Source organism: Mycobacterium sp. E183 (assembly GCF_001667735.1).
Taxonomy (GTDB): Bacteria; Actinomycetota; Actinomycetes; order Mycobacteriales; family Mycobacteriaceae; genus Mycobacterium.
The window spans coordinates 74,146-98,299 of record NZ_LZJN01000035.1 but is presented as its reverse complement, the minus strand read 5'-3'; the positions used below and the strand labels follow the sequence as shown (position 1 = coordinate 98,299).

Genomic DNA, 24,154 nt, shown 5'->3' with positions numbered 1-24,154 from the left:
ACACCCCCGCCGCCCATCGCGGCGCCCAAGAACGACCTGCCCTGGCACGACTGCACGTCGCGGGTGTTCGGCGACGCCGCGGTCCCCCCCGCCGCCGGGGTCCAGCTGGACTGCGCGAACTACGACGCGGACCTGGACCCGAACGGCGGCGGGACCGGCACCGTGAGCGTCGCCGAACACCCGCGACGTGCAGTCGTGCCAGGGCAGGTCGTTCTTGGGCGCCGCGATGGGCGGCGGGCCGCTGGGCGGTGGCTTGGCGGTGGTCGCGCCTTGGGGCCGGGCCCCGGAGTTGGTCGCGAATCGCGGGTCGGCGGCCAGGCCCGGGACGCAGCCGGCGACCACTGCGGTCACCGCAAGCAAGACCGTGGCGAGCGTGATCTGCCGACTCATGTCGACCACAGTAGCTAGCGGCGATCGCAAGCGCGGCGAAGCCGGGCGCTGGGGGAACCCCCGCGAAGCTGGGGGACGGGTCGCCGCAAAGCTAGGCCTTGACGTAGCGGGTGTACAGGTAACCGGCGTCGTCGGTCAGAACGTGGGCGCAGCGCATCCGCGTGAGCAGCTGGCTGGGCCCCGTCGCGATGCGGCGGGCCAGCCCGCCGACGAGGTAGGGCGCGATGGTCAGGCAGAGCTCGTCGAGCATGTCGCGCTGGATCAGCGAATCGAGCAGCATCGGCCCGCCCTCCGTCAGGATGCGGCGCATCCCGCGGGCGGCGAGGGCCCCCAGCATCACGGCCTCGTCGACCTCGCCGGGGTCGTCGCCGGAGCAGTCGATCACCTCGCACAGGTCGGTGAGCATCCGGCGCGCCGGGGCCGCCGCCGCCGCGCAGGTGAGCACCAGTGGCGGCACCTCGGTCCGGGTGAACACCCCCATGTCGCGGTCCAGCCGGCCCGACTTGGTGACGATCGCCAGTTGCGGGATCTCGCTCTGCCCGCGGGCCTGGCGCTGCTGGCGCTGGGCGACGCTCAGCTGCGCCCCCGAATAGCCCTCGACCCGGACGGTGCCCGCGCCGACGACGATGACGTCGGCGAGCTCCCGCAGCAGGTTGAACACGAACCGGTCGCCGGGACCCCCCATCGTCCCGCTGCTGCCGCCGGAGGTGGCGCCGCCGTCCACACTCGCGATGAAGTTGGCCCGCACCCACGTCCCGTCGCGTTCCGGGTAGCCGTAGAGGCGGGGGAGTTCGGCGTCGCCGAGTTCGCGCACCGATCCGAGCAGCGACAGCGGCGTCTCGGGCAGGGCCATGGGGTTGATTGCAGCACGCCGCTAGAGTTCTGGGATGCACGGGTCCACTTCCGGGGGAGTGGCGCACCTGGTGGATCGGCATCCGAGTGTGTCGCCGGAGCGACTGATCGCTCAATTGCGGCCGCCCCCAACGTTCGCCGACGTGAGCTTCGCGACGTATCAGCCCGACGCGGCCGAGCCGACGCAGGCCGCCGCCGTCGTGGCGTGCCGGCAGTTCTGTCGTCAGGCGGTGGAGCGACGAGCGGGCCGGCGAAAGTTGTTGGGCCGGCGAGCGGTGCTGCCCGGGGTGGGCCTGTATCTGGACGGCGGGTTCGGCGTGGGCAAGACCCACCTGCTGGCGTCGGCGTACTACGCGTTGCCCGGTGACGGCCCGGAATCGTCAACTCCCAAGGCGTTCGCGACGTTTGGGGAGTTGACCCAGCTGGCCGGCGTGTTCGGATTCCGCGAATGCGTCGACCTGCTGGCCGGCTACACGGCGGTGTGCATCGACGAGTTCGAGCTCGACGACCCGGGCAACACCACGCTGATATCCAGGCTGCTCTCGTCGCTCGTGGAGCGGGGGGTGTCGGTGGCCGCGACCTCCAACACCCTGCCCGAGCAACTGGGCGAGGGCCGGTTCGCCGCCCAGGACTTCCTCCGCGAAATCAACACGCTGGCAAGCATTTTCACCACCGTGCGGATCGAGGGGCCCGACTACCGGCACCGCGGCCTGCCGCCGGCGCCGCAACCCCTCTCGGACGAAGAGGTGGCCGCGCGCGCCGCGCGGGTCGACGGGGCGACGCTCGACGATTTCGACGCGTTGTGCGCGCACCTGGCCACCATGCACCCGTCGCGATATCTGACCCTCATCGAGGGGGTGACCACCGTGTGCCTGACCGGTGTGCATGGCATCGACGACCAGAACGTCGCCCTGCGACTGGTGGCGTTGACCGACCGGCTGTATGACGCCGGCATTCCGGTGGTCGCCTCGGGCGAGAAGCTGGACACCATCTTCAGCGCCGAGATGCTGGCGGGCGGCTACCGAAAGAAGTACCTGCGGGCCATGTCTCGGCTCCTGGCGCTGACGGTCAACGAAGCGGGCGGGTCATGACGAAGTCGTCCTCGCGTCCGGCGCCGACCTGGAAGGTCCGGGTGCCGCTGACCTGGAAGCCGCTCTTGGCGTAGAAGCGTTGCGCGCGTTCGTTGGCCTGGTTGACGCCGAGCCACACGCGCCCCACTTTCCACTCGCCGGCGGTGGTCAGCGCCAGGTCCATCAGTGCGGTCGCGACCCCGGTGCCGTGGTGCTCCGGCGTGACATACATCTTGGACAGCTCGGCGGTGTCGCCGTCGCGAATCAGCATGGCGTAACCGACGATTCGGTCGTGCTGTGTGGCGGTCAGGATCGCGCGCTGCGGATCGGCCAGGTATTCGGCGAAGCGGGCGGCCGTCAGGTTGGCGTCGACGAACGCGGCGACGTTCTCGGCTGCCATCGAGGCCGGACACGCCAGCGGGAAGGTACGCGCGGCGACGTCGGCAAGCTGTTGAACGTCAACGGAATCCGTCGTGACGACGCGTACGGCGCGGGTCAGAGATTCCACTGCGCGAGGTGGTAGCCCGTCTTCTTGTCCAGCAGGACCACGGTGGAGACGGGATCACGGTAGGCGTCCCAATACACTTCGCCCCGCACGATCGCCCCGTTCGGCGCGTTGGTGAGCACGTTGTCCAGCGCATCGGGGGCGTCGGAGGCGCGCGGCTTGTAGGCGTCGGCGAACTGGGTCACGCCGTCGAAGCTGAAGGTGGTCGCCATGACGAACGGGTTGGGCACCCGGACCGCGCGAACGACGACGTCGGCCCGCTCGACCGAGCTGCCCGGGAAACCCCGAAAGGTGCCCTCGCGCGTGTAGCCGAAGCCCGGCGGCGGGTCGCAGGGCGCCACGCCGGTGACGGTCACGTCCGCGACGTAGGTGCCGGTGTCCACCCGCAGCGTGTCGCCGATGTGGCCGATGGGGGCGTCACCGGCCCAGGCGCGGGGGGCGGGGAGCGCGGCGATCGCGGTGACGCTCGCCGCGGCGACGACGAACGCGGACAGGACGACCAGCCAGCGGTGCGTCTTCGCCATGTCTTCGCCTCCTAGGCAACCCGGGAAGGGAACCTTCGAATGATCGCACATGCGGTGATGCGTCGGGGAGGGGTCGACCACCCCGGATCAGCCCTCGGCGCGGGCGCCCGTGCCGCCGCCGAGCGACTCCAGAGCCTTGATCAGATCCGCCTCGACACGGCCCTTGTCGACGCCGCACCGGCGCAGCGGTCCTTCGTCGGAGGAGGCGTCCTCCAGCTCGAGCAGCGCCAACAGCAGATGCTCGGTCCCAATGTAGTTGTGCCCCAGCCGAAGTGCCTCCCGGAAGGTCAGCTCCAGGGCTTTGCGCGCGGGGCCGCTGAACGGGATGAGGTCGGGGGTTGCGCCCCCGGCCGGGGGCAGCTCGACGGCCGCGCGCAGCGACTCGGTGTCGACCTGCTGCAGGCGCAGCAACACCGTGGCCAGCGCGGCCGGATCGCTGAGCACGCCGAGCAACAGGTGGCCGGGCGTGATCTCGTCGTTGGCGGCCTCGTGCGCGGCGTTCTGGGCCGCCACCACCGCGCCGCGCGCCCGCGGCGTAAAGCGGCCGAAGCCCTGTTCGGGATCCAGGGTGGCGGCCTCGGCGCGCGGCACGAACCGCTTCTGGGCCGCTTGTTTGGTGACGCCCATGCTCTTGCCGATGTCGGTCCACGACGCCCCGGACCGCCGGGCTTGATCCACGAAGTGCCCGATCAGGTGGTCGGCGACCTCGCCCAGGTGCTCGGCCGCCAGCACCGCGTCGGCCAGCTGATCGAGCGCGTCGGTGTGCACCGATTTGATGGCATTGATCAGCTCGTCGAGCCGGACGGGGTAGGCGATGCGGGTCGGGTCGGCCATGCCGTCAACGATAGGTTGACGCGCTTGGAGATGTCAACCCGGGGTTGACGATTGTTAATTATTGTTTCGTCATCCGCGTACTCCGCGCAGGTCTGGAACGATTTCAAATTTATGAAGCTTGTTCTGACAATTTCCAGCGTTGCTGTCATGATCGGCCTGGCCGCGCCGGCATACGCCGACGACACCGACGGTGCGTTTCTCGCATCGCTGGATGCGGCCGGATTCACCTATACGGACCCGGGACAGGCCATACAGGCGGCCCACTACGTGTGCTCGGCGGCCAGTGGCGGCACCGCGATCGCTGACATCGCGACGGCGGTGCAAAAGGGCGACAGCGCATTGAGCGCCGACAAGGCCGCAAAGTTCACCGCGATAGCGGCCAACGCCTACTGCCCGGACGCGCTCTCGTCGTCCAGCCCGACGACCACGACCGCCAGCTCGTAACCGGCCGATTCGCGCCACGAGATGCGGGGCGGCCGCAGCTCTGGAACGATCAGTGAGCCGTGAGGCTATTTCTGATGTCGCTCGGCCTTGCGGCCGCGATCGGTCTGGCCGGCCCGGCGCACGCCGACGGCAGTGACGACACCTTCCTGGCGACCGTTCACGCGGCCGGCCTGACCTATTCGGATCCCGAGCAGGCGATCACCTCCGGCAAGTCGGTGTGCAAGCTGGTCAGCGAGGGCTCGAACCTGACCGACGTCGTCCGGATGCTCCAAATGCTCAATCGTGGGCTGCAGGGGGACGACGCCACCCGGTTTGCGGCAATCGCCGCCAACTCGTATTGCCCCCAAGCGCTCTCGAAGCCCGACGCCGCCTCCTAGCGGTGGCGGCGGTGGGCCGTTACGACGAATGTGATGCGGTTGTTACACGGCCGACCATTGACGGCAGGTTAACGAAACCTGTAATCAACAATTCGCCCATACCATTTCGGCGACGGACAGTGGTCGTAGCCGAAAGGAAGCATGGGCTTGGACTTCCTTCAGCAGCAGTTGGTCGAGCCCCTTAGCAACATCCTCAATACGCATGTCCTGATCTATTTGCTGATCGGCGGCGGCATCTATTTCACCGTGCGCACCCGATTCATTCAGGTCCGCTACTTCGGGCGCATGCTTCGCCAGCTTCGTAGGGCCCATCGCCAGGACGGTGGGATCTCGTCGTTCCAGGCGTTCTGCGTGGGCCTCGCGTCGCGCGTGGGTACCGGGAACATCGCCGGCGTCGCAATCGCCCTGACGGTCGGGGGGCCCGGCGCCGTCTTCTGGATGTGGGTGGTGGCCGCGGTCGGCATGGCCACCGCGGTGATCGAGGCCACCCTGGCCCAGATCTTCAAGGTCCGCTCGGACGACGGAGCCTTCCGCGGCGGTCCCGCGTTTTACATACAACGGGGCCTGCGGTCACGCGCGGGCGGCGTCATCTTCGCCATGCTGCTGGTGGTCACGTTCTCCACAGCGTTCAACATGGTGGAGACGAACGCGATCAGCGGGGTGTTGCAGTCGTCGCACGGCATCGGGGTCGGTTGGACCACAGTCGTTTTGGCGGTGCTGGCGGCGCCCGTGCTTTTCGGTGGCGTGCGGCGCGTCGCCCAATTCGCCGGATCGGTCCTTCCGGTGGTGGCGCTGGTGTACACGTTGCTCGCGCTGGGGATCGTGGCCGTCAACATCACCGAGCTGCCGACGGTGATCAGGGAGATCATCGGCGGTGCGTTCGGAATCCGCCAAATGGCAGGCGGTTTCGCGGGCGGAGCGCTCGCCGCGATGTTCACCGGCGTCAAGCGGGGCCTGTTCGCCTGCGAGGCGGGGATGGGCAGTTCGCCCAACATCGCCGGCGCCGCGACCGTGGCACATCCGGTGGAGCAGGGCCTGATTCAGTCGCTCGCGGTGTTCGTCGACACGATGGTGATCTGCACGGCGACGGCGTTCATCGTGCTGCTGTCCGGTCCGGAAACCTACAATCCCTCTCGCCTGGGCTCGCTCGCCGGGGCCAGCCTGACCGAATCCGCGATCGCCGCGGATCTCGGGTCGTGGACCACGGTCTTGATGACCTCGGTGGTGTTCGTCTTCGCGTTCGCATCGGTGCTGAGCAACTACGTGGTCGCCGAGGCCAATCTGTTCTACCTGGGCGGACGGCGGTTGGCGGCCAACGTTCTGAAGGCGGTCACCCTGGCGTCCATCATCTTCGGGGCGCTGGCCAAGCTGACCCTGGTGTGGGCGCTCGCCGACTTGACCATGGCGGTGATGGCCATCGCGAACCTGCTCACCATCTGCCTGCTGGGCAAGTGGGCGTTCGCGGCCCTCAAGGATTACCACCGGCAGTTCGCGCAAGGCGAGGCGCCGGTGTTCATCGCCAGCGAGGCCGGCCTGCCCGGCGTCCTGGACGGCGACATCTGGGAGCGCGCGGAGCGCCGGCAGGTCGGCGCGCTGCCCGAGTCGTTGACGCTGCACCGCCCGGCGCTGCGACCCTCTCGCGCGCCGGCGGCCTAACCGGCCGCCAGAGTTCACCCGCCGTTTCCCCGGCGAGGTGCCATTCGCCGGCAGGTCTGCGAGAATCGCTGCGTTATGCGATTTCTACTGGTTCTGGCCGGCGTGGCCGCCGCGATCGGCCTGGCGGCGCCCACGTACGCCGATGTGAACAACGATCAGGACTTTCTGACCGACCTGCGCGACGCCGGCCTCACCTACCAGGACGGCGGCAACGCCGTCACGATCGGCAAGTCGGTGTGCGACCTGCTCGACGACGGCCAGTCCACCGCGGAGATCGTGACCCAGCTGCGCAACCAGAACCCGGCATTCCAGGGGGCCAGCGCGGCCAAGTTCACGTACCTCGCGGCGGCCCACTACTGCCCGAAGTACGTCACCGGCGAGGACCGCGGCCCGAAGCCGGACGGTGCCCCCGGCAACTGACCGCCTGGAGCGCGTGGGTGCGCGCTACGCGGCTCGCGCCGTCCACGTGAAGTTGTGCATCTCGGGGATCCGCGGCGCGAGCGCGGCGGCGACGAGGCGCCCGATTCGATCGGCGGCCGCCAACGGGGTGTCCGGGTCGAGAAAGCCTTCCACTTCCACCCGCAACGTCCGCCCGGTCCATCGGGCCCGGGCGTGGGCGTGCGTGACGCCCGGCACCGTGGCGGCGACGGCCTCGGCGGTGGTGATGATTTCGGGGTCGACGCCGTCGAGCAGGCGGTGAGCGATCTCCGAGGTCACCTCCCAGCCGACGTGGCAGATGAACCCCGTGACGACGATCCCGGCCACCGCGTCGGCCCATCCCCAGCCGAGCGCCACGCCGATCAGCCCGAGCATCGCCCCCGCGGACGACAACGCGTCCAGCCAGGAGTGTTTGGCGTCGGCCACCATGGTCGCCGAACGAATCCGCTTGCCCACCACCAACTTATAGCGGGCCACCAGCTGGTTGCCGACGATTCCGACCAGCGCCGCCGCGATGCCCCAGCCCACGTATCCGGTGCCGCCGTGCCGGAGCAGCTTGTTGACGCTTTCGAAGGCGGCCACGGCGGCGCTGCCCCAGATCACCAGTGCGACACCGATTCCGGCGAGATCTTCGGCGCGCTCGTAGCCGTAGGGATAGCGCTCGGTGGGAACTTTGCGTGACGCCCGGAACCCGACGAACACCAGCGCGCTGGTGGAGACGTCCGACAGATTGTGCAACGCGTCCCCGAGCAACGCCACCGAGCCGGACAGCAGTGCGATCGCCAATTCGACGAGCCCGGTCAGCGCCAGTCCGATCGCGCTGACGGCGACGGCCCGGTTGGCCTGCCGACGCTCGGCCGCATCATCGGTGACGGTGTCGAGGGGAAAACTTGCCGCGGGGTCGCGGACGCCGTTGACGAGGTGCATACGGCAAGCATGCCCGAACGCGCGCCGGCGCCCCACCCCGCTGGGCCGGCGTTTCCGCGACCCGCTCGGGGGTGGGCCTCGGGGCGCGGCGGGCGCCGTCGCGTGTTTCGGCAACCGTTGCTGCGGTCGGGGCGATAACTCGGCATAAATGCCGTTTCCGTTAATTATGGCGGAGTTTCGCGCGGCCGTCACCGGACAGGAAGTTTGCCGATTGCCGAGCGCCGAACCGGCGCGTGTGTAAAAGTATCGAGTGGCCGAACCATTAACCGATCGGCGCGTACACAAATACCGACGGCTAGAAGTTGATCCCACCCTGAGGAGCCACCATGAAGAACATCGCACGCTTGACCGGCCCAGTTGCCGTGGGTTTGGCGAGCATGGCTGTCATCGCCGCGCCCTTGGCGAATGCGGACGCGACGGATGACGTTTTCCTGCAGGCGCTCGGACAGCAGGGAATCACATTCCCCAACCTGTCGAATCAGACGGTCGTCAATGCCGGACATGGCGTTTGCCAGGACTGGACCAATGGCGCGACGCTGGCACAGACATTGGCCGACGTAAAGAGTGCGCTGCAGTTATCTGACAACAATTCGGGTTACTTCATCGGCGCGGCAACGCAGTCGTACTGCCCGCAGTACGTCAGCAAAGCCACGCAGAGCTAATCGGGGTTCCGCGGTAACTTCTTCTGGTCTGGGCGAATGGTGCCGTCGGGCGACGAGCCAAAACGCCTCGGCAGCAGCATGAACATCACCGGGAACCGTAGTCGCGCGTCGCGGTGGGAGAGTTCGAGGAACACGGTCTCTATCTCGATGTTCCGGATCGGTTGTCGCTCCATCATCAAACGCGTGCGCAGGTGATGCGGGCTTTTCAGCCACTCGACCAAATTCATGCCCGCGACTCTACCCTTCTGACGAAAGTCATTGCGGGGCCGAATGATTTCCCTGGATCACGTCAGCGGGCGTTCAGCTGGCTGGTGATGTCCGTGGTGTTCGTCTTGCCGTCGTGGTGGTGATCGGTGGTGTTGCGGCATTGTCCGTACAGCATGATCTGCCCGTAACTGTGGTCGGAGGGGGAGTAGCTCATATTCGCCGTCACCCCATCCTTGTTCAGCGTGGTGCCGAAGTAATGCTGTCCGGGAGGGGCGCCGTCGTTCCAGCCATGAGCCACCATCGCGGCGTGCACCTGCTGGAAGTACGCGTCGGGGTCGCCCTGCAACAGGAAACTCATGGTGACGGTGCCCATGTAGGGCGGATCTCCCTGGTCGTTGCAGGAGGCGAACGAGAAACCCCCGCTGAGTCCCCGCAAATTCGCCACGGCCGCAATCTGTTTCGCCGGATCGACAACCTGAGCCATGGCCTGGTCGTCGGTCAGGGGATGCGCGGAATCATCCACCGGATGAGAGGAACCGGGGGAATGTTGTTTGGGCGACATGGAACCGCATCCTCCTATCAACAGCGTGACGACGGCCGCCAGCGCGGCAAGCGCTGCCTGCCGCGACCGCTTGCGCCGGCGCTCAATGGTGGTGCTGGCCATCGAAGAAGTGATTGTCGGTGACAGAACCCGGCGGGCGGTTCCACTCCGGGTCGACGACCGCCGGGGTATGTGGTCCGACGGTGACCGGGGGGAGCCCGGGAATCCTGATTTGGACGCCGCCTATCTGGTGACGATGTCCGGCCGTCAGGCCGTCGGCTTCCAACGCGTCTCCGTGGCCCGAGACGATGTCGGCCATGCTGTGCAGCGCCTCGCTTCCGGGATAGTAGTAGTGCGAATGGTCGTGGGGGTTAATGCCGTTCGCGCCGGGCACCTCGGCGCGGAACCGCGTCGATCCGAAGCCGTCGACGGCGGGATCGGCGCCCAGGCCGGGGTCGCTGCCCATCACCTGCCCGACGATGTCGTCGCCGAAGAAGTGCTTGCTCAAGCCATTCAGCTGGCCGAGCATTCCGACCGGGTCGGTGGAGGCGTCCCCGACGAACACATGACCGCCGTCCAGGTGGAAATCGGCGGCGCTTTTGGCGGCGTCGGTGCCCGGACAGCCGAGCAGCACAGCGTCATTGGCGTGCATGCCGTGCATGGCGAAGGCGTCGGCCACGGTCGTCGAACCGTAGGAGTGGCCCAGCACCGTGACGTGTTGTCCGCCGCCGAGATGTGTCGCCCACAGTCCGTTGACGTCCTGCGCCAGCGCCGCGCTGCCGGTCCGTGCGAGTTCGGGTGTGGAGATGCGCTGCACGTCGGAGAAGTCGTTGGGGGCGTCGTACCCCATCCAGGCGATCACGGCCGTCGGGTTGGTGGGGTCGGCCGCGTTGGCTTGAGCGAAGAGGTTGATGGCGTCGTTGTGACCGTCGTGCAGCCATCCGCCCTTCACGCTGCTGCTGGTGCCCGGCACGATCACCGCCGTGTTCTTCGCGGTGTCCGGGTTGCCTATGGCGATCGCCGCGCGGCCCTTGCCGCCGAACGCCAACGGGTCGTAGGCGAACAGGTAGGTCGGATTGGGGTGCCGCGGATCGTTGCCCGCGTCGTGGTCGAGCCCTTGCTTGGTCTCGTTGGCGTTCTGGTAGCGGGTGATGTCGGTCGGCGAGAGGCCGTATTTGGCGGGGTCGTGCAGCACGTCGTCGACGGATACGCCGCTGCGGGAGGCGATGTCGCGCACCCGGTTGAGGTCACGGGTCATCACGGCGATGTTGGCGTCGCTTCGGGCCAGGACCGGGACGCCGTTGAGATTGCCGATCTGGTCCGGGTTTTCGGCGATGAAGCGCTGCCGTTGCTCGGGTGTCAGTGACGTCCACCAGCGATGCACGTCCTCGGGGTTGGTGTCCGGCGCCGGAATCTGCGTGTCGGCGTCGACTGGGCGCAGCGACTCGGGGTCGTATCCGTCGGCACGCAGATTGCCCAGCGACTTCTGCAACGTGGCCGAGTAGCCGTTGCGCAGCGCCTGCAGCTGCGCCAGCGCGGCCTTGGTGTCGCTGATGGCGTCGTCTTCGCACGCGTGGATGAGGGCGTCGAGCGCCTGCCGGTCGGCCGCGCTGAGGTGGCTGTCCTTTTCCATGTCGACCGCCTGCCCGATCAGGTCGTCGAGCTTCTGCAGCTCGCCTTCCAGCGTGGCGATCTCGCCGGCCCCGGCCTTTTGCGCCTCGGCCAGGGCGGCCGCGATGTTCTCCAAGTCGGCGCCGATCTTGGGCAGCTGGAGGGACTGGGCTCCCAGCGCTTTGATCACGCGCTGCACTTCGGCCGAGCCGTTGATCGGATGGTCGCCGTTCTGGTGGTTCCAGGCGGCGTCGAAGCGTTTGCGGGCTTGTTCGAAACTCTCGTTCGCTTCCTGGGTGCAGCGGCCCGCCTGGTGGAAAGCCTCGGCGAGATTCGAAATCTGAAACGGGCTACCGGCTTGCAGGCTCTGGTTGATCGCCCAGGGATCGCCCCCCGCTTCGGCGATCAGCGCCGGGACGCTTATGTACCGGAGCTGCATCGCACCGCCTGCTGTTTTGCGGCGTCACCGCCTCCCATGTCGGTGAACTTTACTATCGAACGCCCTCTTACACGCTTCACCCCGAGCGCGGTCTGGGGGCGCCGCATGTTGTCCGCAGGCCGGCCGCACGGCCGATTGTCAGGAATTCTCCAGGCCTTCAGCAGTTCGGACAATTAGCATTCGAATCGTGAACGCGCGGGCCGAAGGCTAGCGACTCGCTCTGGTGGTTCCCCAAGCACCGGAATCGCGATGAGGAAGTCGGCAGCGATATTTGTCGCCGTTGGGACTGTGATGCTCAGCGGAGCGACCGCTCACGCTGACTCGCCGTCTCCCGGCCCGACGCCGCCGCCGGGCACGCCGAAATGCCTGACGTTCGACGGCCCCCAGCTGAACTGGCTGCCGTGCGGGTGGACCACGGACGGGCGGAGATGGACTCCGCCGCCGCCACCGCCGCCCGCGGGCTGACACTGAAGCCTTGAGCGATGCCGACTATTCAGCTTTTCATAAGCTGCAATTTCCCTGCCTTTCCTATTCTTCGTTTTCTTGCCGCGTTTGCGACCGTCGACTGACGGCGGCGTCGCCACCGGCGCGAGGAAAGGAAACGCATCGAATGCCCTTACGTCGCTGGCTAACCCGGTTGGCCGTTCCCGTCACGGCTGGCGCCGCTCTTCTCGCCAGCGCCGGCATCGCGGCCGCCGATCCCCTCGACGACGCCTACCTGGCCCAGCTGCGGGCCCAGGGTTTCAATTGGCCGCCGGAACACGACGCCGCCCTCACGGGAATGGGGCGCCTCATCTGTGACGACCTGGGCTGGGGTTGGACGTATGACCAGATCGCTCAGAGCATCCACGCCAACCTGGATCAACGGAACGTGACGTTCGGAGACGTGCATTCCATGGTGGCCCTCGCGCATTCGACGTACTGCCCCTTGCAGCGGTGTTGGACAGACCACTGCTGAAATTGGCGAGCCCCTGCGGCGGGTTTCGGTAATGGGTCGATAAGGAAGCCGCGGGATCCTTTACGAATTGCCCATCGAGTTCTTGCGTCCATTTCAAGGACGTGGCCTTTGGTCCCGGTGTAGCGTCCCGATCAATTTCATATGGGGCGTGGCAGAAAGACCAGGCGATGAGATCAGCAATCGCGGCCGCGACGGCAGCCGTTTTTGCCTTCGGTCTGAGCGCCGCCGCGCCCGCTCAGGCTGAAACGACCGGCACGGTCAAAGCGCCGACCACCAATCGCATGACCGGCCCCACCTCGAAGGCAGGCCAGGAGGGCGTCTACAACGCCGGCCAGGTCCTGACCCTCGTTTGCCATACCGCGGGCGAGCCCGTGAAGGGCTTCTTCAGCTACCAGATCTCCAACGGCGGTTGGGACAGCCTCTGGTACAAGACAACTGACGGTCATTACGTCGCCGATGTCGACATCGACACGCGCACTCTCGACGCGCTCGGGCCGGACTGCGCCGGCGGCGCGGCGGCGCCTACCTCCAACGCCGGCGAGGACAAGGCGGCGCACGCCCTCGCGTGGGCGCGCGACCAGATGGCCAGCGACCCGAACAACACCGTGCAGTGCGAGGCGTTCGTCGAACAGGCCTACAACCACGCGTTCCGCTACCCCTCGGCGATGGATGCGTTCAACGACCTCAATCGCAACGGGCAGATCCATACCAGCCCCGACGGCATCCCGGAGGGGGCGCTCGTTTTTACGAGCAATCCCGGGTTCGACCACGGCACCGGACACGTGATGCTCAGCGAGGGCAACGGGCAGTACCTGACCGCCAATTACTTCACCCCGCCGCACATCCGGGAAATAAGACCGAGCCCGAACGACACGCAAAACATCTTTCTCGGTTGGGCGTACGCGCCGTAGCTGCGACGGCCGGCACCGCCTGTGGTACTCACGACGACATGGACAATCCTTCACCGGGCCCGGGATGGTGGCTGGCGTCAGACGGCAAGTGGTACCCGCAGCAATGGGAGTACACCTGGGATTACCGCGAGGGGGACACCGCGATGGACGAGATGAAGCTGAGGGCCGATGAGCTCGGTCGGCTGGGGTGGGAGATGGTCGGGCTGGACGCCGACCACCGCGGAGCCTTTTCCGTCGCATGTTTCTTCAAGCGGCCGATTGCGCCCTGAACCCGGGGCGCGGGACACATCAGTGAGGCGTCGCCGGCACAAGTGGGTAAACAACGCAGTAACGCGCCGGGCGCGTCGGTTGTGCAAACAGCTCACTAGTTGAAAGGCGGCATCAGATGGCTCGTGACGAGGGGGGCCGGTGGGACGTCGGCATCAAGGACGACGCAGTTTTCGTTCAGCGTGTCTCGGACGCCGACGAGCAATTGTTTCTCGATTCGCTGGACTCCGATGAGGCCCGCAAACTAGCCGAGCTGTTGACGAAATTCGCGGACAAGCTCGACAACTCCGACAAATCGGACTCCGAAAAGTCCAAGGGCAAGGACAACAACAAGAAGGACGAGGGCAAGGGCAAGAAGGACGACAAGGACTCGAAGGACGACAAGTCCAAGAAGGACAAGTCCAAGGACGACAAGGACTCCGAGGACGAGGACGACGAGGACTCAAAGGACGACGAGGACGACGAGGACGACGAGGACTCAAAGGACGACGAGGACGACGACGAGGATTCCAAAGACTCCGAGAAGTCGTCGGACTGAGTCCACTCAAGCCGCGGGCCACTTCGTCGCCCGGCAGCCGTTGTCTCTCAACGAGTTTCGGCCACCGACTCTTCGGGCAGGGTCGCGCTCAGGTTGCGGGTCGCGGAAGCGAGCTGCGCCCCCATGCGGGTTACCGCCGCGCCGCTCATCGGCTCCGCGCTGGGGACCAGGCTGAGCATCAGGGCGATGCGGGAATCGGGTCCCAGGATCGGGGAGTCGATGTGGCTCACCTCGTAGGTGCGGTCCGGCTCCAGGCTGACCGGGAACCAGTCCTCCTGGTGGATCAGCTCGTCGGTCAGTTGCTGCGCCAGCTGGCTGAGCCGCGAGGAACGGACCTCGGCGCTGCGCACGATCAGCGCCAGCTCCTGCAGGCGCAGGTCGGGCAGGAGGTGAAGACCGACCGCGTAGCCGCGCTGCTGTGCTGCCGCGATGGCCCGCCCGTAGCGGTCCCGCACGTCCTCGGGCAGCGCGGCCAGCCAGCGCTCCCGCGCCTCGGCCCCGGCAAAGGCAACGGTCGAGGCGCCGTAGGGCGGGCGATGGGGGAACTGGGTGCCGGTGGGCATCGGATGCCCGCCGCCGCGGCGGCTACGAACCTGATCGACCACCGTCGAGCGGTCCTCGCTCACCGAGAACGCCACGCAGTGCGCGCCCGTCGCGGCCGACAGTTCGGCCATCGCGGAGCGGGCCAGCACCAGCGCCGGATAGCGCCCCGCCGCCTCCCGGCCGAGGCGAACCAGGGCGGGACCCAGGTGATAGGTCTTGCGAACCGGGTCGCGCAGCAGCCAGCCGGCTCGCAGCAACTCGGACAGCATCGAATGGCAACTGGCCTTATGGACGCTCAACCGGCGCGACACCTCGGCCAGCGTCATGCCCCGGCTCGCGTCGCCCGCGAGCTGCTCGAATAGGGCCACTACCCGCTCGGTTTGCGGGGAGGGACGCGGCGCCATGGGCGCAATGGTCGCATAGTGCGACTGCTTGCGATGTGATAAGCGACTATGTGACGATCGCCACAATGAATGACCTACCGGGCAAGGTGGCGGTGATAACCGGCGGAGCCGGGGGCATCGGCCGGGCCATGGGCAGGCGGTTCGGCCAAGAGGGCATGAAGGTGGTGCTGGCCGACGTCCTCGCCGAGCCGCTGGACCAGGCGACCCGGGCGCTCGCGGACGAGGGCATCGAGGTGGCCGGCGTGGTCACCGACGTCACCGACTATTCCTCGGTCGAGTCGCTCGCCAAGGAGACGATTTCTCGCTTTGGCGGCGTGCACGTGGTGTGCAACAACGCCGGCACCGGCGGGGTCTCCGAGGGTTACATGTGGGAGCACGATCTGGCCGATTGGCGCTGGGGGATCGATGTCAACGTGTTGGGCGTCATCCATGGCATCAAGGCCTTCGTGCCCCTCCTGCTCGAACGGGGCGAAGGGCACGTGGTCAACACCTGCTCGGGCAATGGCGGGTTCGCGCCGATCGCTCGCGGGGCCATGGGCGGACCGGCCACGGCGGTCTACCCGATGACCAAGGCCGCGGTGCTCTGTCTGACGGAGAGCCTCTACACCCACCTGGAGATGACGGGGACGGGGGTGCGGGCGCACGTCCTGTTCCCCGGCGGCTTCTTGAACACCGGCATCTGGGAATCGTGGCGACACCGACCGCGGCGCTACGCCGCGACGCAGCAGCGTCAGACACCCGATCAGACCTTGGCGAAGGTGGTGGCCCGCTTCGAGGCCGCCGGTGCGCATGTCGAGTTCACTCCGCTCGAGACGGTCGCCGACCTGGTGGTGGACGGCATTCGCGCGGAGCGCTTTTGGATGATGGGGCCACCCACACCGGCCGACCAGGTCGTGAGCCGAAAGGCGGCCTCGATCCTGAATCGCGGCACACCCGATTACCTGGTCGACGTCCTCGGCCGAAGCGCCGAGCGGGCTGATGAGACGGAAGGAGAAAAGCGTTGAGCAACAAGGAAATCCGCTATGGTCCTCGCGCACCGGAGGCGCAGGTCGACCACGAGATCGACGCCACCAAGGCGCCCATCGCCACCGAGGCGGTGACGGTCACCTACCTCACCGATCCGGACATCGTCGCGGCCGTGCTGCCCAAGCCGCTGCAGCCGGGGGCCGAACCGCTGGTGCGGGTTCAGCTTCAGCGCGTGCGCATCGAGGGCAGGCCGCCGTTCGGGTCGGCGGTGTTCTCGGTGGCCGCCCGGCATGGCGAACGCGAGGGCGACTATCCCCTCTTCATGCCCCAGTCCAGCGAACAGTCGGTCACGGGCGGGCGTGAAACATTCGGCGAACCAAAGAAACTGGCCCACATCGAGGTGGAGCGCGACGGTGATCGCGTCACCGCCGCCGTTGACCGCTTGGGCTATCAGCTCATCAGGGTGGTCGGGCAGGTCGCCGGCCCGGCGGAGCTGCCGCCCGACCAGGTGAACACCGAGTTCTACTTCAAGTTCCTGCGCGCCCCCGACGGCGGCGGTATCACCGACCCCCACCTGGTCTACGGCGAATACCATCGGCACTACGAGCTGTTGGAGAACATCGACGGCACCCTCGAGTTGGGGGAGTCGCCTCTTGACCCGGTGGCCGACATCGTGATTCGCGAAATCCGGTCGATCACCTGGTGCCGTCGGCGCACCATCCAGGTGGGCCGGATCGCGGCCCGCGTGCCGCAGGAATGGCTGCTGCCGTACGTGCACCAGCGCTACGACGACGTGGCCCTGCTCGCCGCCCCCGGGCCCGAGCCGGCGCGGGTGTAGGCGCATGGACCGGTACACGGTCATCTCGGCCGATTGCCACGCCGGCGCTGACCTGCTCGACTACCGCGACTACCTCGATCCGCACTATCGGGATGAATTCGACGGCTGGGCAAGGACATACGTCAACCCGTTCGGCGACCTCAGCGAGCCCGACGCCGAGCACAACTGGAACAGCGACCGGCGGAACTCGGAGCTGGACTCCGACGGCATCGCGGGGGAGGTCATCTTCCCCAACACCGTGCCGCCGTTCTTCCCGCACGCGAGCCTGGCCGCCCCTCCGCCGGAGACCGCGCGGGAGCTCGAGCTGCGCTGGGCGGGCCTGCGCGCGCACAATCGCTGGCTGTCCGACTTCTGCTCGTTGTCACCCGAGCGGCGGGCCGGCGTCGGCCAGATCCTGCTCGGGGATCTCGACGAAGCCATCGCCGAGCTGGCGCACATCGCCAATCTCGGCCTGCGCGGCGGGGTGTTGCTGCCCGGAATCGCCCCGGGCACCGGCCTTCCCCCGCTCTACGCCGAGCATTGGGAACCGCTGTGGGCGGCGTGCGCGGAGGCGGGCCTGGTGCTCAACCACCACGGCGGCAACGCCGGCCCCAGCCCCACGGACGGGTGGGGCAGCTCGTTCGCGGTGTGGGTGTACGAGACGCACTGGTGGGCGCACCGGGCGCTGTGGCACCTGATCCTCAGCGGCGCACTGGATCGCCACCCGGACCTCACCGTGGTCTTCACCGAGCAGGGCGCCGGCTGGATACCGGCAACCCTCGCTTCGCTCGACGTCGCGGCGGCGCGCTACGGGCGTGCGAGCTCGGCGATCGCCCGGTTCGCCGGGCCCACCGCCGGTTCGCTGCGTCTCAAGCCCAGCGAGTACTGGGCCCGCCAGTGTTACGTGGGCGCCAGTTTCATGCGTCCAGTCGAATGTGCCGAGCGCCAGGCAATCGGCGTCGACCGAATCATGTGGGGGAGTGACTACCCGCATTACGAGGGGACCTTCCCCCACAGCCGAGAAGCGCTGCGGCACACCTTCTCCTGCGTCCCGGCCGACGAGGTGGCGGCCATCGTGGGCGGCACCGCGGCGGCAGTCTACGGCTTCGACCTCGAGGCGCTCGCGCCGCTGGCCGACCGAATCGGCCCGACCGTGGCCGAGGTCGCCGAGCCTCTGACCGCCGTGCCCGCCGGCGCGAGCAGCACCGCCTTCGAGCCCGACCCGATCCGTACCTGGTAGCGAAAGGACGCCCACCGTGGACCCGTACGTCATCATCTCCGCCGACACCCACGCCGAGCTCCCGACCGAGCGATACCGCGAATACGTCGACCCCGAATACCGGGACGACTTCGAGACCTACCTGGCCGAGAAGACCGCCGCGGCGCAGGCCGGTGGATTCATCGACGAGCAGTTCGCGCAGGAGTGGTTCTCCGAGAACGGGGAGGGCATCGCGGGGGGATGGGATGTGGCGCTGCGCGACAAGGAGCTCGACGGCGACGGGGTGGTCGGCGAGGTCATCTTCCCCGACGCCGACGCCGTGACCGGGGTCGCCGGCGCGCCGTTCGGGGCCGGCCTGGGCCAGTCGGGCGACCTGGACCCCGGGCGCGCCATGGCCGGGGCGCGGGCCCACAATCGCTGGTTGGCCGAGCTGTGCAGCCACAGCCCCGAACGTCGGGCCGGGGTCGCGGTGGTGCCGATTCTGGCGGACGTCGACGCGGCCGTCGCCGAGATCACTCGCGCGGCCGAGTCCGGGCTGCGGGGCGGGATCCTGATCCCCGCGCGCTGGGTCGGCTATCCGCCGTATCACGACCGCCGCTACGACAAGGTCTGGGCCGCCTGCCAGGACCTGCAGATGCCGGTGCACACCCACTCCGGTCCGGCCCCCCAGGAGGAGTACGGCGGGCACCTGGGGATCTATGTCACCGAGGTGCGCTGGTGGGGGGCCCGCCCGATGTGGTTCGCGTTGTGGTCGGGAGTGTTCGAGCGATTCCCCCGGCTGCGCTGGGGCGTCACGGAGTGCGGCGCGTTCTGGGCCAACGATCTGCTCTGGCTGATGGACACGCGGTACCTCCGTGAGCATTCGGCCAAGAAGATGAGCCATCAGATGGAGGGCGACCTGACGATGCCGCCCTCGGCCTACTTCGACCGGAACTGCTTCATCGGCGCCACCACCACCGAGCGCCGGGAGCTGGCGCGGCGCTACGAAATCGGCGTTTCGAACCTATTGTGGGGCAACGACTTCCCCCATCCGGAGGGGACGTGGCCGCACACCCTCGACTGGCTGCGCCGCTCCTTCTGGGACATCCCGATCGAGGAGACCCGCCAGATGCTCGGTCTGGCGGCGGCGGAGCTCTACAACTTCGATCTGGGTGCCCTCTCCGGGCTGGCCCGGCGCATCGGCCCGACGCCGGAGGACCTGGGTCAGGACGACGCCGTCAGCATCCCGAAGTGGGGGGCGGCCCGCCGGACCGGACGCCACTGGCTGACGGACGCGGAGCCGATTCCCGATTTGGTGGAGAGCTGAGGGGAGCGAATCTTCTCGCGGATGCCGACAATCGGCCAGAACCTTGCCCGCGATGTATCGGCGGATGACTATTGAAGAGGTACGGCCGCAGAGGAGAAACAATGGCATCGCACCGTTGGAAAAATTTCGTCGGTGTATGCGCCGCGTTGCTGCCGATCACGCTGTCATTTCCCGCTACCGCCCTCGCCGACAATCCGTCGTGGAACGGCCAGTACGCCATCACGTTCATGGTTGGTCCCAAGGCGGGCACCAGCATGGCGGTGGGCAATCCCGAGGTGCAGCACACCGAGATCTACGGTTTGCGCTCGAGCTGCACGAACGGCAAGTGCGTCGCCACGATCGTCAGCGGCCCTCCACCGACCAACCCGACGGTTCCGCAGCCCGTCCAGTTCACCTGGGACGGAAAGTCGTGGTCGCAAACCAACGATTTCCAGTGGGACTGCATGATGCCCGACACGTCGATCCAATGGAATCCGGCGCGAGCCACGGTCACCTACACGCCCCAACCCGACGGATCGCTCGACGGTCTGATGCACACCGACATTTTGAGCGGCGCCTGCCAAGGCACGATCGACATGGACATGAAGGCTGAACGCGTCTGAATTAACCCCGACACCGCGACGGCTCAAATTCCGCAAACCCGAGACACCCTTTGGCCGCCCGAATAGCCTCGATCTAGGTTTGGGCGCAACCCACTCCGGCTCTCTTGTAACGGTCTCCGGAAGAGATATCGAAAACTGTCCAATCGGCGGGGATGGTCCACCTGCAGGGCGCACCCACCGGGGAATGCGACCGCAAAGGAAGATCATGACCACACCCGACCGCCCCACCCACCCAAGACTGACAAGAGTGGCCGCCGGCGCGGCTCTCGCCGGCGGATTGGCGATGGCCGTTATGGGGCTGACCGCGGCCACGGCCAACGCCGATCCCGCGCCGCCAGACACCCCCAGCCCAAACCCCACCGCTGCTCAAAATCCGCATTCGGAATCGGGGCTCTGCAACCAAACCGTGGTCCCGCGCGGCGCCCCGGCGCCGCCCCCGGGGTACTGCGGGTAAGGGTCGACCAATGAACTGGGCGACGCTGCTGACCAACGCGCTCGTACCTCTCGCGTCGGTGATTTCGAGCGCCACCGTCGCGATTTGGACGAAGCGCATCGACGCCAGGAACAAGGAGGAAGACCGCCGCCACGAACGCGTCCTCGACTTCGAGAAGCGGGCGGCCGACGACAAGAAGGCCGTGTTGAAGTCGCTGATTTCGGCGACCATCTACGTCAAACGGGCGGCTCAATACGAGGGGTCCGGCACCGCCGAGGAGGTCGCCAGCCAGCGCCGCGCCGAGGCCATCCGAGAGCTCTACGACTTCCGCATGCGTCTCGGCCTCGACGACGGGGTGGCCGAGCTGATGGTCTACGCCGCGCCACCGGTGCGCGACGCGGTAAGTCTTCTGCTCGACGAGTGGGACCGTCAGTTCCGGGAGCATGGGTATTCGCTGACCCAATTGGATTCGTGCAAGCGACAATTGGCGCAGACGACGGCCTGCCCCGCCCCGCAGGAGGACGTCACCGTGTACTACGAGGGCGAACTCAAATGGTCGGAGCTGAGGAGGGTGGAGATGGGGTGGCTGGACCGGTTGGGCCGGGACTCGGATCTCGACCTCGAGGCACTTGTGGAGTTGTGCGACCGCACCCTCGAGGCGGCGCACAGGGACTTGCGCGGCGGATACGGGCTCGACTTCTGACTGCTGTCGGCGCCGGGATGCTCCCCTCTGCCGACCGGGCGTAAACCGTCTGCTGGTTTTTCGGCGTTGCGGCTGGGTACCCTTATCCCCGTGCGCTTCGTTCCCGTTGCCGCTGCAGTCGGAGTAACCGTCGCGATGATGGCGGCGGCGCCCGCTCGTGCCGATTTGAGCGGTTACGGAAATTGCGTGGGAAGCATTACGCAAATCCCGCTGTCGGAACGCGATTACCAGAACCAGCAGCTCCTCGGGGTCATTGAGCAGGATCTCAACTCCGGTGTTTCTCCGGCTGCCGAAGCGCAGCGGGTGTCGCACATGGGGTTCGACCCGCGGTTGGCCAATCGGATTGTGGAGTGCGTAATTCAGGAACGCCCGTAGGCCGGCACGACTCATTGGGGTGACCCACACGTGGGCCACCACCGCGTTTCACGGTGGCGGCCCGGTGGTGTCAGTGTGATCGCGCGGCCTACGCCTTCCGGGTCAGCACCGGCAGGTGGTTGGGCGGTGAGGCCGGCGGATGGGGGTGCGTGCGCGCCGGTGCGTCGGTGACGACCGTCTTACCGTTGGTGCACGTGACGAGCTTTCCGGCGACGATGACGCCCTGGCCCTCGTCGATCGGGATGTCGTAGCCGTCCGGGTCGGTGTAGTGGCATCCGCCGCCCCCGCCGGTGGGCCCGTTGGGCTCGGCGAAAGCGGTGGCAGGCGCCACCGCGACAATGGCCAGCGCGCCGAACAGCGTGGCGGCGTAGCGGAAACGAATCGATCTGCGGGCGGTGTTCTTCATGGTGATCTCCTGTAGGTCGTCGCGGCCCGTCGTTCGGGCTGCGTTCATCGACTTGGAGCTACCAGGAGCACCGAAGGGGACACTTTCGCCGATCCAAGGGTGGCACTTTCGGTACCTGTATCGCCAGGGTCTCCCCAGGGCCCGACATGCCTGTCAACCTGGTTTAGATGACGGAAAATCAAGTAGCATCGCGCACAAGACTTTTCGATCTCAGTGGAAAGTACGCACTGGTCACTGGTGGCACCAGGGGTATCGGGCTGATGATAGCGCGCGGCCTTCTGCAGGCGGGCGCCCGCGTCGTCATCAGCTCACGCAATGCAGACGCGTGCGCGGGGGCGCGGCAGGAGTTGTCGAAATTTGGTGACATTCAAGCGATCCCCGCCGACCTGTCAAGCTACGAGGAGTGTCAGCGCCTCGCCAGTCTCGTGACGTTGAACTCGGAACGCCTGAACATTTTGGTCAACAACGCGGGAGCGATGTGGCGCGAACCGCTGGCAACGTTCCCAGAGGAAGCCTGGGACACCGTGATCGACATCAACCTCAAGTCGCCGTTCTGGCTGGTGCAAGCGCTGCTGCCCGCACTTCGCAGATCGGGCACCGCCGATGATCCCGCTCGGGTCATCAACATCGGCAGCATCGCCGCCATCCACGTCGCCCAGTCGCCCAACTATTCGTACGCCAGCAGCAAAGCGGCACTTCATCAACTCACCAGAGTGCTTGCCAGGGAACTCGGCCCGCAGCACATCACGGTGAACGCAATAGCGCCGGGCCCCTTCCCGTCGCAGATGATGGCGTCGACGCTCGATGCCATCGGTGACGCGATTGCGGCGGCGGCCCCGCTGCGTCGCCTCGGCCGCGACGACGACATGGCGGGTGTCGCCGTGTTTCTCGCTAGCCGGGCCGGGTCCTACCTCACGGGCACCATCATCCCGGTAGACGGCGGCATCGCGACGACCGCGTCGGGTACTTAGGCGCCGGCGCCAGGCTTTCCAGCGGTCCCTCGTGCACACCTGTAAGCCAGGTCTCAACGCAGTCATCGGGGCACTCGCAGTGCCTCCCTCAGATTGCAGAGCGGGCCTACGGTAAGGGGATGGCCACGATGGATCTACGCGCCGAGATCCGGGAGTTTCTCAGCTCGCGTCGCGCCCGCATCGCACCCGAGCAGGCGGGCCTGACCGCCTACGGCGGCAATCGTCGGGTCAAAGGTCTGCGTCGCGAAGAGGTAGCGCTACTGGCGGGCGTATCTGTCGACTACTACGTGCGCATGGAACGCGGCAGCCTCGCCGGCGCCTCCGACGGCGTGCTCGACGCGTTGGCCTCTGCCCTGCAACTCGACGAGGCCGAGCGTGACCACCTGTTCCACCTCGCACGCCAATCCGGTGGGCCAAGCCGCCCACGCCGGCACAAGCCGGCCGTGACGGTGCGCTCGACACTGCAGCAGGTGCTCGACGCCATCTCCGATGCGCCAGCCTGTATCCACAACGGCCGTTATGACATGCTCGCCATGAATCAACTAGCCCGCGCGCTGTTCTCACCGGTGCTGGCCGATCCGCGACGGCCAGCGAACACAGCGCGGTTCGTCTATCTGCACCCCGAGGCGGCCCGAGAATTTTTTGTCGACTACGACCAGATCGTCAGGGACGCGGCCGCGAAGCTGCGCATGGAAGCTGGCCGCAATCCGCACGACGAGGAGCTGATCGCCCTAGTCGGCGAACTGTCAACGCGCAGTGAGCTATTCCGGCAACGGTGGGCATCTCAGGACGTGCGGCTGCACCGGTCGGGCCGCAAGCGTTTGCACCATCCAGTCGTGGGTCAACTCGACTTGGACGTCGAGTCTTTGGAACTGCCCGACGAACCCAACCTGCGCCTCAACGTATACACCGCTGCCGCGGGTACGCCGACCGCGGATGGTCTAGCGCTACTAGCGTCGTGGGCGGCCACCCAACAGATGCTGGCGACCGAACTCTAAGCACCCGCAATCGCTGCTTCCCCCGCGAAGGTGGGTAAAGCGTCGACGTGTTGGATGCTCGGGTGATTCACATCCTTCGGTGCATGGGATTCTTCAGGTTTCGCAGATCCCGAGCACTTCGAGCGGATGTGTAGAGCCAAAGAGGTGGATCCAAGCGCTATTTGGTGACTCAGTTACGGGGCCGCTAGCCGCGCGGACGGTGCACCCAAACGGCTACTCCGCGGGGTATTCCCAAATGTTCGTATGGTTCAACTCATGGT

The 24,154-nt window shown here is 67.1% G+C and carries 29 protein-coding genes and 1 pseudogene; 19 read left to right on the top strand and 11 right to left on the bottom strand.

Annotation, left to right across the window (positions count from 1 at the left end; translation table 11 throughout):
- Window positions 1–399 (bottom strand): annotated as a pseudogene (locus tag A5691_RS03400) (hypothetical protein); the annotation flags it as partial.
- 82 nt (window positions 400–481) lie between these two features.
- Window positions 482–1,243, bottom strand: a complete 762-nt coding sequence (locus A5691_RS03395) for a pyrimidine reductase family protein (RefSeq protein ID WP_067757889.1) — start codon at window positions 1,241–1,243, stop codon at window positions 482–484.
- Window positions 1,244–1,277: 34 nt separating this feature from the next.
- On the opposite strand from A5691_RS03395, the gene zapE reads away from it, so the two are divergent.
- Entirely contained in the window at window positions 1,278–2,333 is a 1,056-nt protein-coding gene (zapE, locus tag A5691_RS03390) for a cell division protein ZapE (RefSeq protein WP_067784206.1), read from the top strand.
- Here zapE and A5691_RS03385 read toward each other — a convergent pair.
- From A5691_RS03385 to A5691_RS03375, 3 genes are all read right to left on the bottom strand, one after another.
- Window positions 2,311–2,820 carry an N-acetyltransferase gene (locus A5691_RS03385; protein ID WP_067757895.1) on the bottom strand — a complete coding sequence of 170 codons (510 nt, stop codon included), beginning with the start codon at window positions 2,818–2,820 and terminating at the stop codon, window positions 2,311–2,313. The genes zapE and A5691_RS03385 overlap by 23 nt on opposite strands.
- Window positions 2,808–3,341, bottom strand: coding sequence for a hypothetical protein (locus A5691_RS03380; protein ID WP_067757898.1), 534 nt, complete (start codon window positions 3,339–3,341; stop codon window positions 2,808–2,810). The genes A5691_RS03385 and A5691_RS03380 overlap by 13 nt, the downstream gene beginning before the upstream one ends.
- An 87-nt stretch (window positions 3,342–3,428) precedes the next feature.
- Window positions 3,429–4,175 (bottom strand): Clp protease N-terminal domain-containing protein, encoded by a 747-nt coding sequence (locus tag A5691_RS03375; protein ID WP_067784210.1) that lies wholly within the window; start codon window positions 4,173–4,175, stop codon window positions 3,429–3,431.
- A 147-nt stretch (window positions 4,176–4,322) separates the two neighbouring features.
- Between A5691_RS03375 and A5691_RS03370 the strand changes: the two genes are divergently transcribed.
- The 4 genes from A5691_RS03370 (at window position 4,323) to A5691_RS03355 (ending at window position 7,072) form a co-directional block, all read left to right on the top strand.
- On the top strand, window positions 4,323–4,619 hold the full coding sequence (locus A5691_RS03370; RefSeq protein ID WP_231969355.1) for a DUF732 domain-containing protein: 297 nt from the start codon (window positions 4,323–4,325) through the stop codon (window positions 4,617–4,619).
- A 74-nt stretch (window positions 4,620–4,693) separates the two neighbouring features.
- The gene (locus A5691_RS03365; protein ID WP_082950111.1) at window positions 4,694–4,996 is read left to right on the top strand and encodes a DUF732 domain-containing protein; all 303 of its coding nucleotides are present in this window, start codon (window positions 4,694–4,696) and stop codon (window positions 4,994–4,996) included.
- Between the two features lie 141 nt (window positions 4,997–5,137).
- Window positions 5,138–6,652 (top strand): sodium:alanine symporter family protein, encoded by a 1,515-nt coding sequence (locus tag A5691_RS03360; protein WP_231978455.1) that lies wholly within the window; start codon window positions 5,138–5,140, stop codon window positions 6,650–6,652.
- A gap of 75 nt (window positions 6,653–6,727) precedes the next feature.
- A complete protein-coding gene (locus A5691_RS03355; protein WP_067784212.1) occupies window positions 6,728–7,072 on the top strand; it encodes a DUF732 domain-containing protein in 345 nt (114 codons plus the stop codon).
- A 24-nt stretch (window positions 7,073–7,096) separates the two neighbouring features.
- On the opposite strand, the gene A5691_RS03350 is transcribed toward A5691_RS03355, so the two are convergent.
- A complete protein-coding gene (locus A5691_RS03350) occupies window positions 7,097–8,017 on the bottom strand; it encodes a cation diffusion facilitator family transporter (RefSeq protein WP_067758904.1) in 921 nt (306 codons plus the stop codon).
- 326 nt (window positions 8,018–8,343) lie between these two features.
- Here A5691_RS03350 and A5691_RS03345 point away from each other — a divergent pair, with 326 nt between their 5' ends.
- Window positions 8,344–8,679, top strand: coding sequence for a DUF732 domain-containing protein (locus A5691_RS03345; protein WP_067751509.1), 336 nt, complete (start codon window positions 8,344–8,346; stop codon window positions 8,677–8,679).
- Here A5691_RS03345 and A5691_RS03340 read toward each other — a convergent pair.
- From A5691_RS03340 to A5691_RS03330, 3 genes are all read right to left on the bottom strand, one after another.
- Window positions 8,676–8,906, bottom strand: a complete 231-nt coding sequence (locus A5691_RS03340; protein ID WP_067891735.1) for a hypothetical protein — start codon at window positions 8,904–8,906, stop codon at window positions 8,676–8,678. The genes A5691_RS03345 and A5691_RS03340 overlap by 4 nt on opposite strands.
- Window positions 8,907–8,968: 62 nt before the next feature.
- Window positions 8,969–9,550 carry a hypothetical protein gene (locus tag A5691_RS03335; RefSeq protein ID WP_067751516.1) on the bottom strand — a complete coding sequence of 194 codons (582 nt, stop codon included), beginning with the start codon at window positions 9,548–9,550 and terminating at the stop codon, window positions 8,969–8,971.
- The gene (locus tag A5691_RS03330) at window positions 9,531–11,477 is read right to left on the bottom strand and encodes an alpha/beta hydrolase (RefSeq protein ID WP_068014994.1); all 1,947 of its coding nucleotides are present in this window, start codon (window positions 11,475–11,477) and stop codon (window positions 9,531–9,533) included. Before A5691_RS03330 ends, A5691_RS03335 begins: the two co-directional genes overlap by 20 nt.
- Before the next feature lie 610 nt (window positions 11,478–12,087).
- Between A5691_RS03330 and A5691_RS03325 the strand changes: the two genes are divergently transcribed.
- The 4 genes from A5691_RS03325 (at window position 12,088) to A5691_RS03310 (ending at window position 14,151) form a co-directional block, all read left to right on the top strand.
- Window positions 12,088–12,435: a DUF732 domain-containing protein gene (locus A5691_RS03325; RefSeq protein ID WP_067751522.1), complete on the top strand. Its 348-nt coding sequence runs from the start codon at window positions 12,088–12,090 to the stop codon at window positions 12,433–12,435.
- Between the two features lie 167 nt (window positions 12,436–12,602).
- Window positions 12,603–13,346: a hypothetical protein gene (locus tag A5691_RS03320; protein WP_068014990.1), complete on the top strand. Its 744-nt coding sequence runs from the start codon at window positions 12,603–12,605 to the stop codon at window positions 13,344–13,346.
- Between the two features lie 38 nt (window positions 13,347–13,384).
- On the top strand, window positions 13,385–13,615 hold the full coding sequence (locus tag A5691_RS03315; protein WP_067751528.1) for a hypothetical protein: 231 nt from the start codon (window positions 13,385–13,387) through the stop codon (window positions 13,613–13,615).
- Between the two features lie 116 nt (window positions 13,616–13,731).
- On the top strand, window positions 13,732–14,151 hold the full coding sequence (locus A5691_RS03310; RefSeq protein ID WP_068014987.1) for a hypothetical protein: 420 nt from the start codon (window positions 13,732–13,734) through the stop codon (window positions 14,149–14,151).
- Window positions 14,152–14,198: 47 nt separating this feature from the next.
- Here A5691_RS03310 and A5691_RS03305 read toward each other — a convergent pair whose 3' ends face one another.
- Window positions 14,199–15,098: a helix-turn-helix domain-containing protein gene (locus A5691_RS03305; RefSeq protein ID WP_068014984.1), complete on the bottom strand. Its 900-nt coding sequence runs from the start codon at window positions 15,096–15,098 to the stop codon at window positions 14,199–14,201.
- A gap of 65 nt (window positions 15,099–15,163) precedes the next feature.
- Here A5691_RS03305 and A5691_RS03300 point away from each other — a divergent pair, with 65 nt between their 5' ends.
- The 7 genes from A5691_RS03300 (at window position 15,164) to A5691_RS03270 (ending at window position 21,519) form a co-directional block, all read left to right on the top strand.
- Window positions 15,164–16,102: an SDR family oxidoreductase gene (locus tag A5691_RS03300; protein WP_068014981.1), complete on the top strand. Its 939-nt coding sequence runs from the start codon at window positions 15,164–15,166 to the stop codon at window positions 16,100–16,102.
- Window positions 16,099–16,902, top strand: coding sequence for an acetoacetate decarboxylase family protein (locus tag A5691_RS03295; RefSeq protein WP_068014978.1), 804 nt, complete (start codon window positions 16,099–16,101; stop codon window positions 16,900–16,902). Before A5691_RS03300 ends, A5691_RS03295 begins: the two co-directional genes overlap by 4 nt.
- Before the next feature lie 4 nt (window positions 16,903–16,906).
- Complete coding sequence (locus tag A5691_RS03290; protein WP_068014975.1) at window positions 16,907–18,121, top strand: amidohydrolase family protein; 1,215 nt, start codon at window positions 16,907–16,909, stop codon at window positions 18,119–18,121.
- Window positions 18,122–18,137: 16 nt separating this feature from the next.
- Window positions 18,138–19,406: an amidohydrolase family protein gene (locus tag A5691_RS03285; protein WP_068014972.1), complete on the top strand. Its 1,269-nt coding sequence runs from the start codon at window positions 18,138–18,140 to the stop codon at window positions 19,404–19,406.
- Window positions 19,407–19,507: 101 nt separating this feature from the next.
- Window positions 19,508–20,008, top strand: coding sequence for a hypothetical protein (locus tag A5691_RS03280; RefSeq protein WP_068014968.1), 501 nt, complete (start codon window positions 19,508–19,510; stop codon window positions 20,006–20,008).
- 464 nt (window positions 20,009–20,472) lie between these two features.
- A complete protein-coding gene (locus tag A5691_RS03275) occupies window positions 20,473–21,144 on the top strand; it encodes a hypothetical protein (protein WP_067751552.1) in 672 nt (223 codons plus the stop codon).
- 90 nt (window positions 21,145–21,234) lie between these two features.
- Window positions 21,235–21,519: a hypothetical protein gene (locus tag A5691_RS03270; protein ID WP_156675495.1), complete on the top strand. Its 285-nt coding sequence runs from the start codon at window positions 21,235–21,237 to the stop codon at window positions 21,517–21,519.
- 88 nt (window positions 21,520–21,607) lie between these two features.
- On the opposite strand, the gene A5691_RS03265 is transcribed toward A5691_RS03270, so the two are convergent.
- Entirely contained in the window at window positions 21,608–21,973 is a 366-nt protein-coding gene (locus A5691_RS03265; RefSeq protein ID WP_231980949.1) for a hypothetical protein, read from the bottom strand.
- A 119-nt stretch (window positions 21,974–22,092) separates the two neighbouring features.
- Here A5691_RS03265 and A5691_RS03260 point away from each other — a divergent pair, with 119 nt between their 5' ends.
- Window positions 22,093–22,896, top strand: coding sequence for an SDR family oxidoreductase (locus tag A5691_RS03260; protein ID WP_068014962.1), 804 nt, complete (start codon window positions 22,093–22,095; stop codon window positions 22,894–22,896).
- Window positions 22,897–23,015: 119 nt separating this feature from the next.
- Window positions 23,016–23,894 carry a helix-turn-helix transcriptional regulator gene (locus A5691_RS03255; protein ID WP_068014960.1) on the top strand — a complete coding sequence of 293 codons (879 nt, stop codon included), beginning with the start codon at window positions 23,016–23,018 and terminating at the stop codon, window positions 23,892–23,894.
- Window positions 23,895–24,154: the final 260 nt, after the last annotated feature.

What these genes read in the sequence shown, in the direction of transcription:
- A5691_RS03395 (WP_067757889.1), bottom strand. Translation starts at nt 1,243, where the DNA reads ATGGCCCTGCCCGAGACGCCGCTGTCGCTGCTCGGATCGGTGCGCGAA.
- zapE (WP_067784206.1), top strand. Translation starts at nt 1,278, where the DNA reads ATGCACGGGTCCACTTCCGGGGGAGTGGCGCACCTGGTGGATCGGCAT.
- A5691_RS03380 (WP_067757898.1), bottom strand. Translation starts at nt 3,341, where the DNA reads ATGGCGAAGACGCACCGCTGGCTGGTCGTCCTGTCCGCGTTCGTCGTC.
- A5691_RS03375 (WP_067784210.1), bottom strand. Translation starts at nt 4,175, where the DNA reads ATGGCCGACCCGACCCGCATCGCCTACCCCGTCCGGCTCGACGAGCTG.
- A5691_RS03370 (WP_231969355.1), top strand. Translation starts at nt 4,323, where the DNA reads ATGATCGGCCTGGCCGCGCCGGCATACGCCGACGACACCGACGGTGCG.
- A5691_RS03365 (WP_082950111.1), top strand. Translation starts at nt 4,694, where the DNA reads ATGTCGCTCGGCCTTGCGGCCGCGATCGGTCTGGCCGGCCCGGCGCAC.
- A5691_RS03360 (WP_231978455.1), top strand. Translation starts at nt 5,138, where the DNA reads ATGGGCTTGGACTTCCTTCAGCAGCAGTTGGTCGAGCCCCTTAGCAAC.
- A5691_RS03355 (WP_067784212.1), top strand. Translation starts at nt 6,728, where the DNA reads ATGCGATTTCTACTGGTTCTGGCCGGCGTGGCCGCCGCGATCGGCCTG.
- A5691_RS03350 (WP_067758904.1), bottom strand. Translation starts at nt 8,017, where the DNA reads ATGCACCTCGTCAACGGCGTCCGCGACCCCGCGGCAAGTTTTCCCCTC.
- A5691_RS03345 (WP_067751509.1), top strand. Translation starts at nt 8,344, where the DNA reads ATGAAGAACATCGCACGCTTGACCGGCCCAGTTGCCGTGGGTTTGGCG.
- A5691_RS03340 (WP_067891735.1), bottom strand. Translation starts at nt 8,906, where the DNA reads ATGAATTTGGTCGAGTGGCTGAAAAGCCCGCATCACCTGCGCACGCGT.
- A5691_RS03335 (WP_067751516.1), bottom strand. Translation starts at nt 9,550, where the DNA reads ATGGCCAGCACCACCATTGAGCGCCGGCGCAAGCGGTCGCGGCAGGCA.
- A5691_RS03330 (WP_068014994.1), bottom strand. Translation starts at nt 11,477, where the DNA reads ATGCAGCTCCGGTACATAAGCGTCCCGGCGCTGATCGCCGAAGCGGGG.
- A5691_RS03325 (WP_067751522.1), top strand. Translation starts at nt 12,088, where the DNA reads ATGCCCTTACGTCGCTGGCTAACCCGGTTGGCCGTTCCCGTCACGGCT.
- A5691_RS03320 (WP_068014990.1), top strand. Translation starts at nt 12,603, where the DNA reads ATGAGATCAGCAATCGCGGCCGCGACGGCAGCCGTTTTTGCCTTCGGT.
- A5691_RS03315 (WP_067751528.1), top strand. Translation starts at nt 13,385, where the DNA reads ATGGACAATCCTTCACCGGGCCCGGGATGGTGGCTGGCGTCAGACGGC.
- A5691_RS03310 (WP_068014987.1), top strand. Translation starts at nt 13,732, where the DNA reads ATGGCTCGTGACGAGGGGGGCCGGTGGGACGTCGGCATCAAGGACGAC.
- A5691_RS03305 (WP_068014984.1), bottom strand. Translation starts at nt 15,098, where the DNA reads ATGGCGCCGCGTCCCTCCCCGCAAACCGAGCGGGTAGTGGCCCTATTC.
- A5691_RS03300 (WP_068014981.1), top strand. Translation starts at nt 15,164, where the DNA reads ATGAATGACCTACCGGGCAAGGTGGCGGTGATAACCGGCGGAGCCGGG.
- A5691_RS03290 (WP_068014975.1), top strand. Translation starts at nt 16,907, where the DNA reads ATGGACCGGTACACGGTCATCTCGGCCGATTGCCACGCCGGCGCTGAC.
- A5691_RS03280 (WP_068014968.1), top strand. Translation starts at nt 19,508, where the DNA reads ATGGCATCGCACCGTTGGAAAAATTTCGTCGGTGTATGCGCCGCGTTG.
- A5691_RS03275 (WP_067751552.1), top strand. Translation starts at nt 20,473, where the DNA reads ATGAACTGGGCGACGCTGCTGACCAACGCGCTCGTACCTCTCGCGTCG.
- A5691_RS03265 (WP_231980949.1), bottom strand. Translation starts at nt 21,973, where the DNA reads ATGAACGCAGCCCGAACGACGGGCCGCGACGACCTACAGGAGATCACC.
- A5691_RS03260 (WP_068014962.1), top strand. Translation starts at nt 22,093, where the DNA reads ATGACGGAAAATCAAGTAGCATCGCGCACAAGACTTTTCGATCTCAGT.
- A5691_RS03255 (WP_068014960.1), top strand. Translation starts at nt 23,016, where the DNA reads ATGGCCACGATGGATCTACGCGCCGAGATCCGGGAGTTTCTCAGCTCG.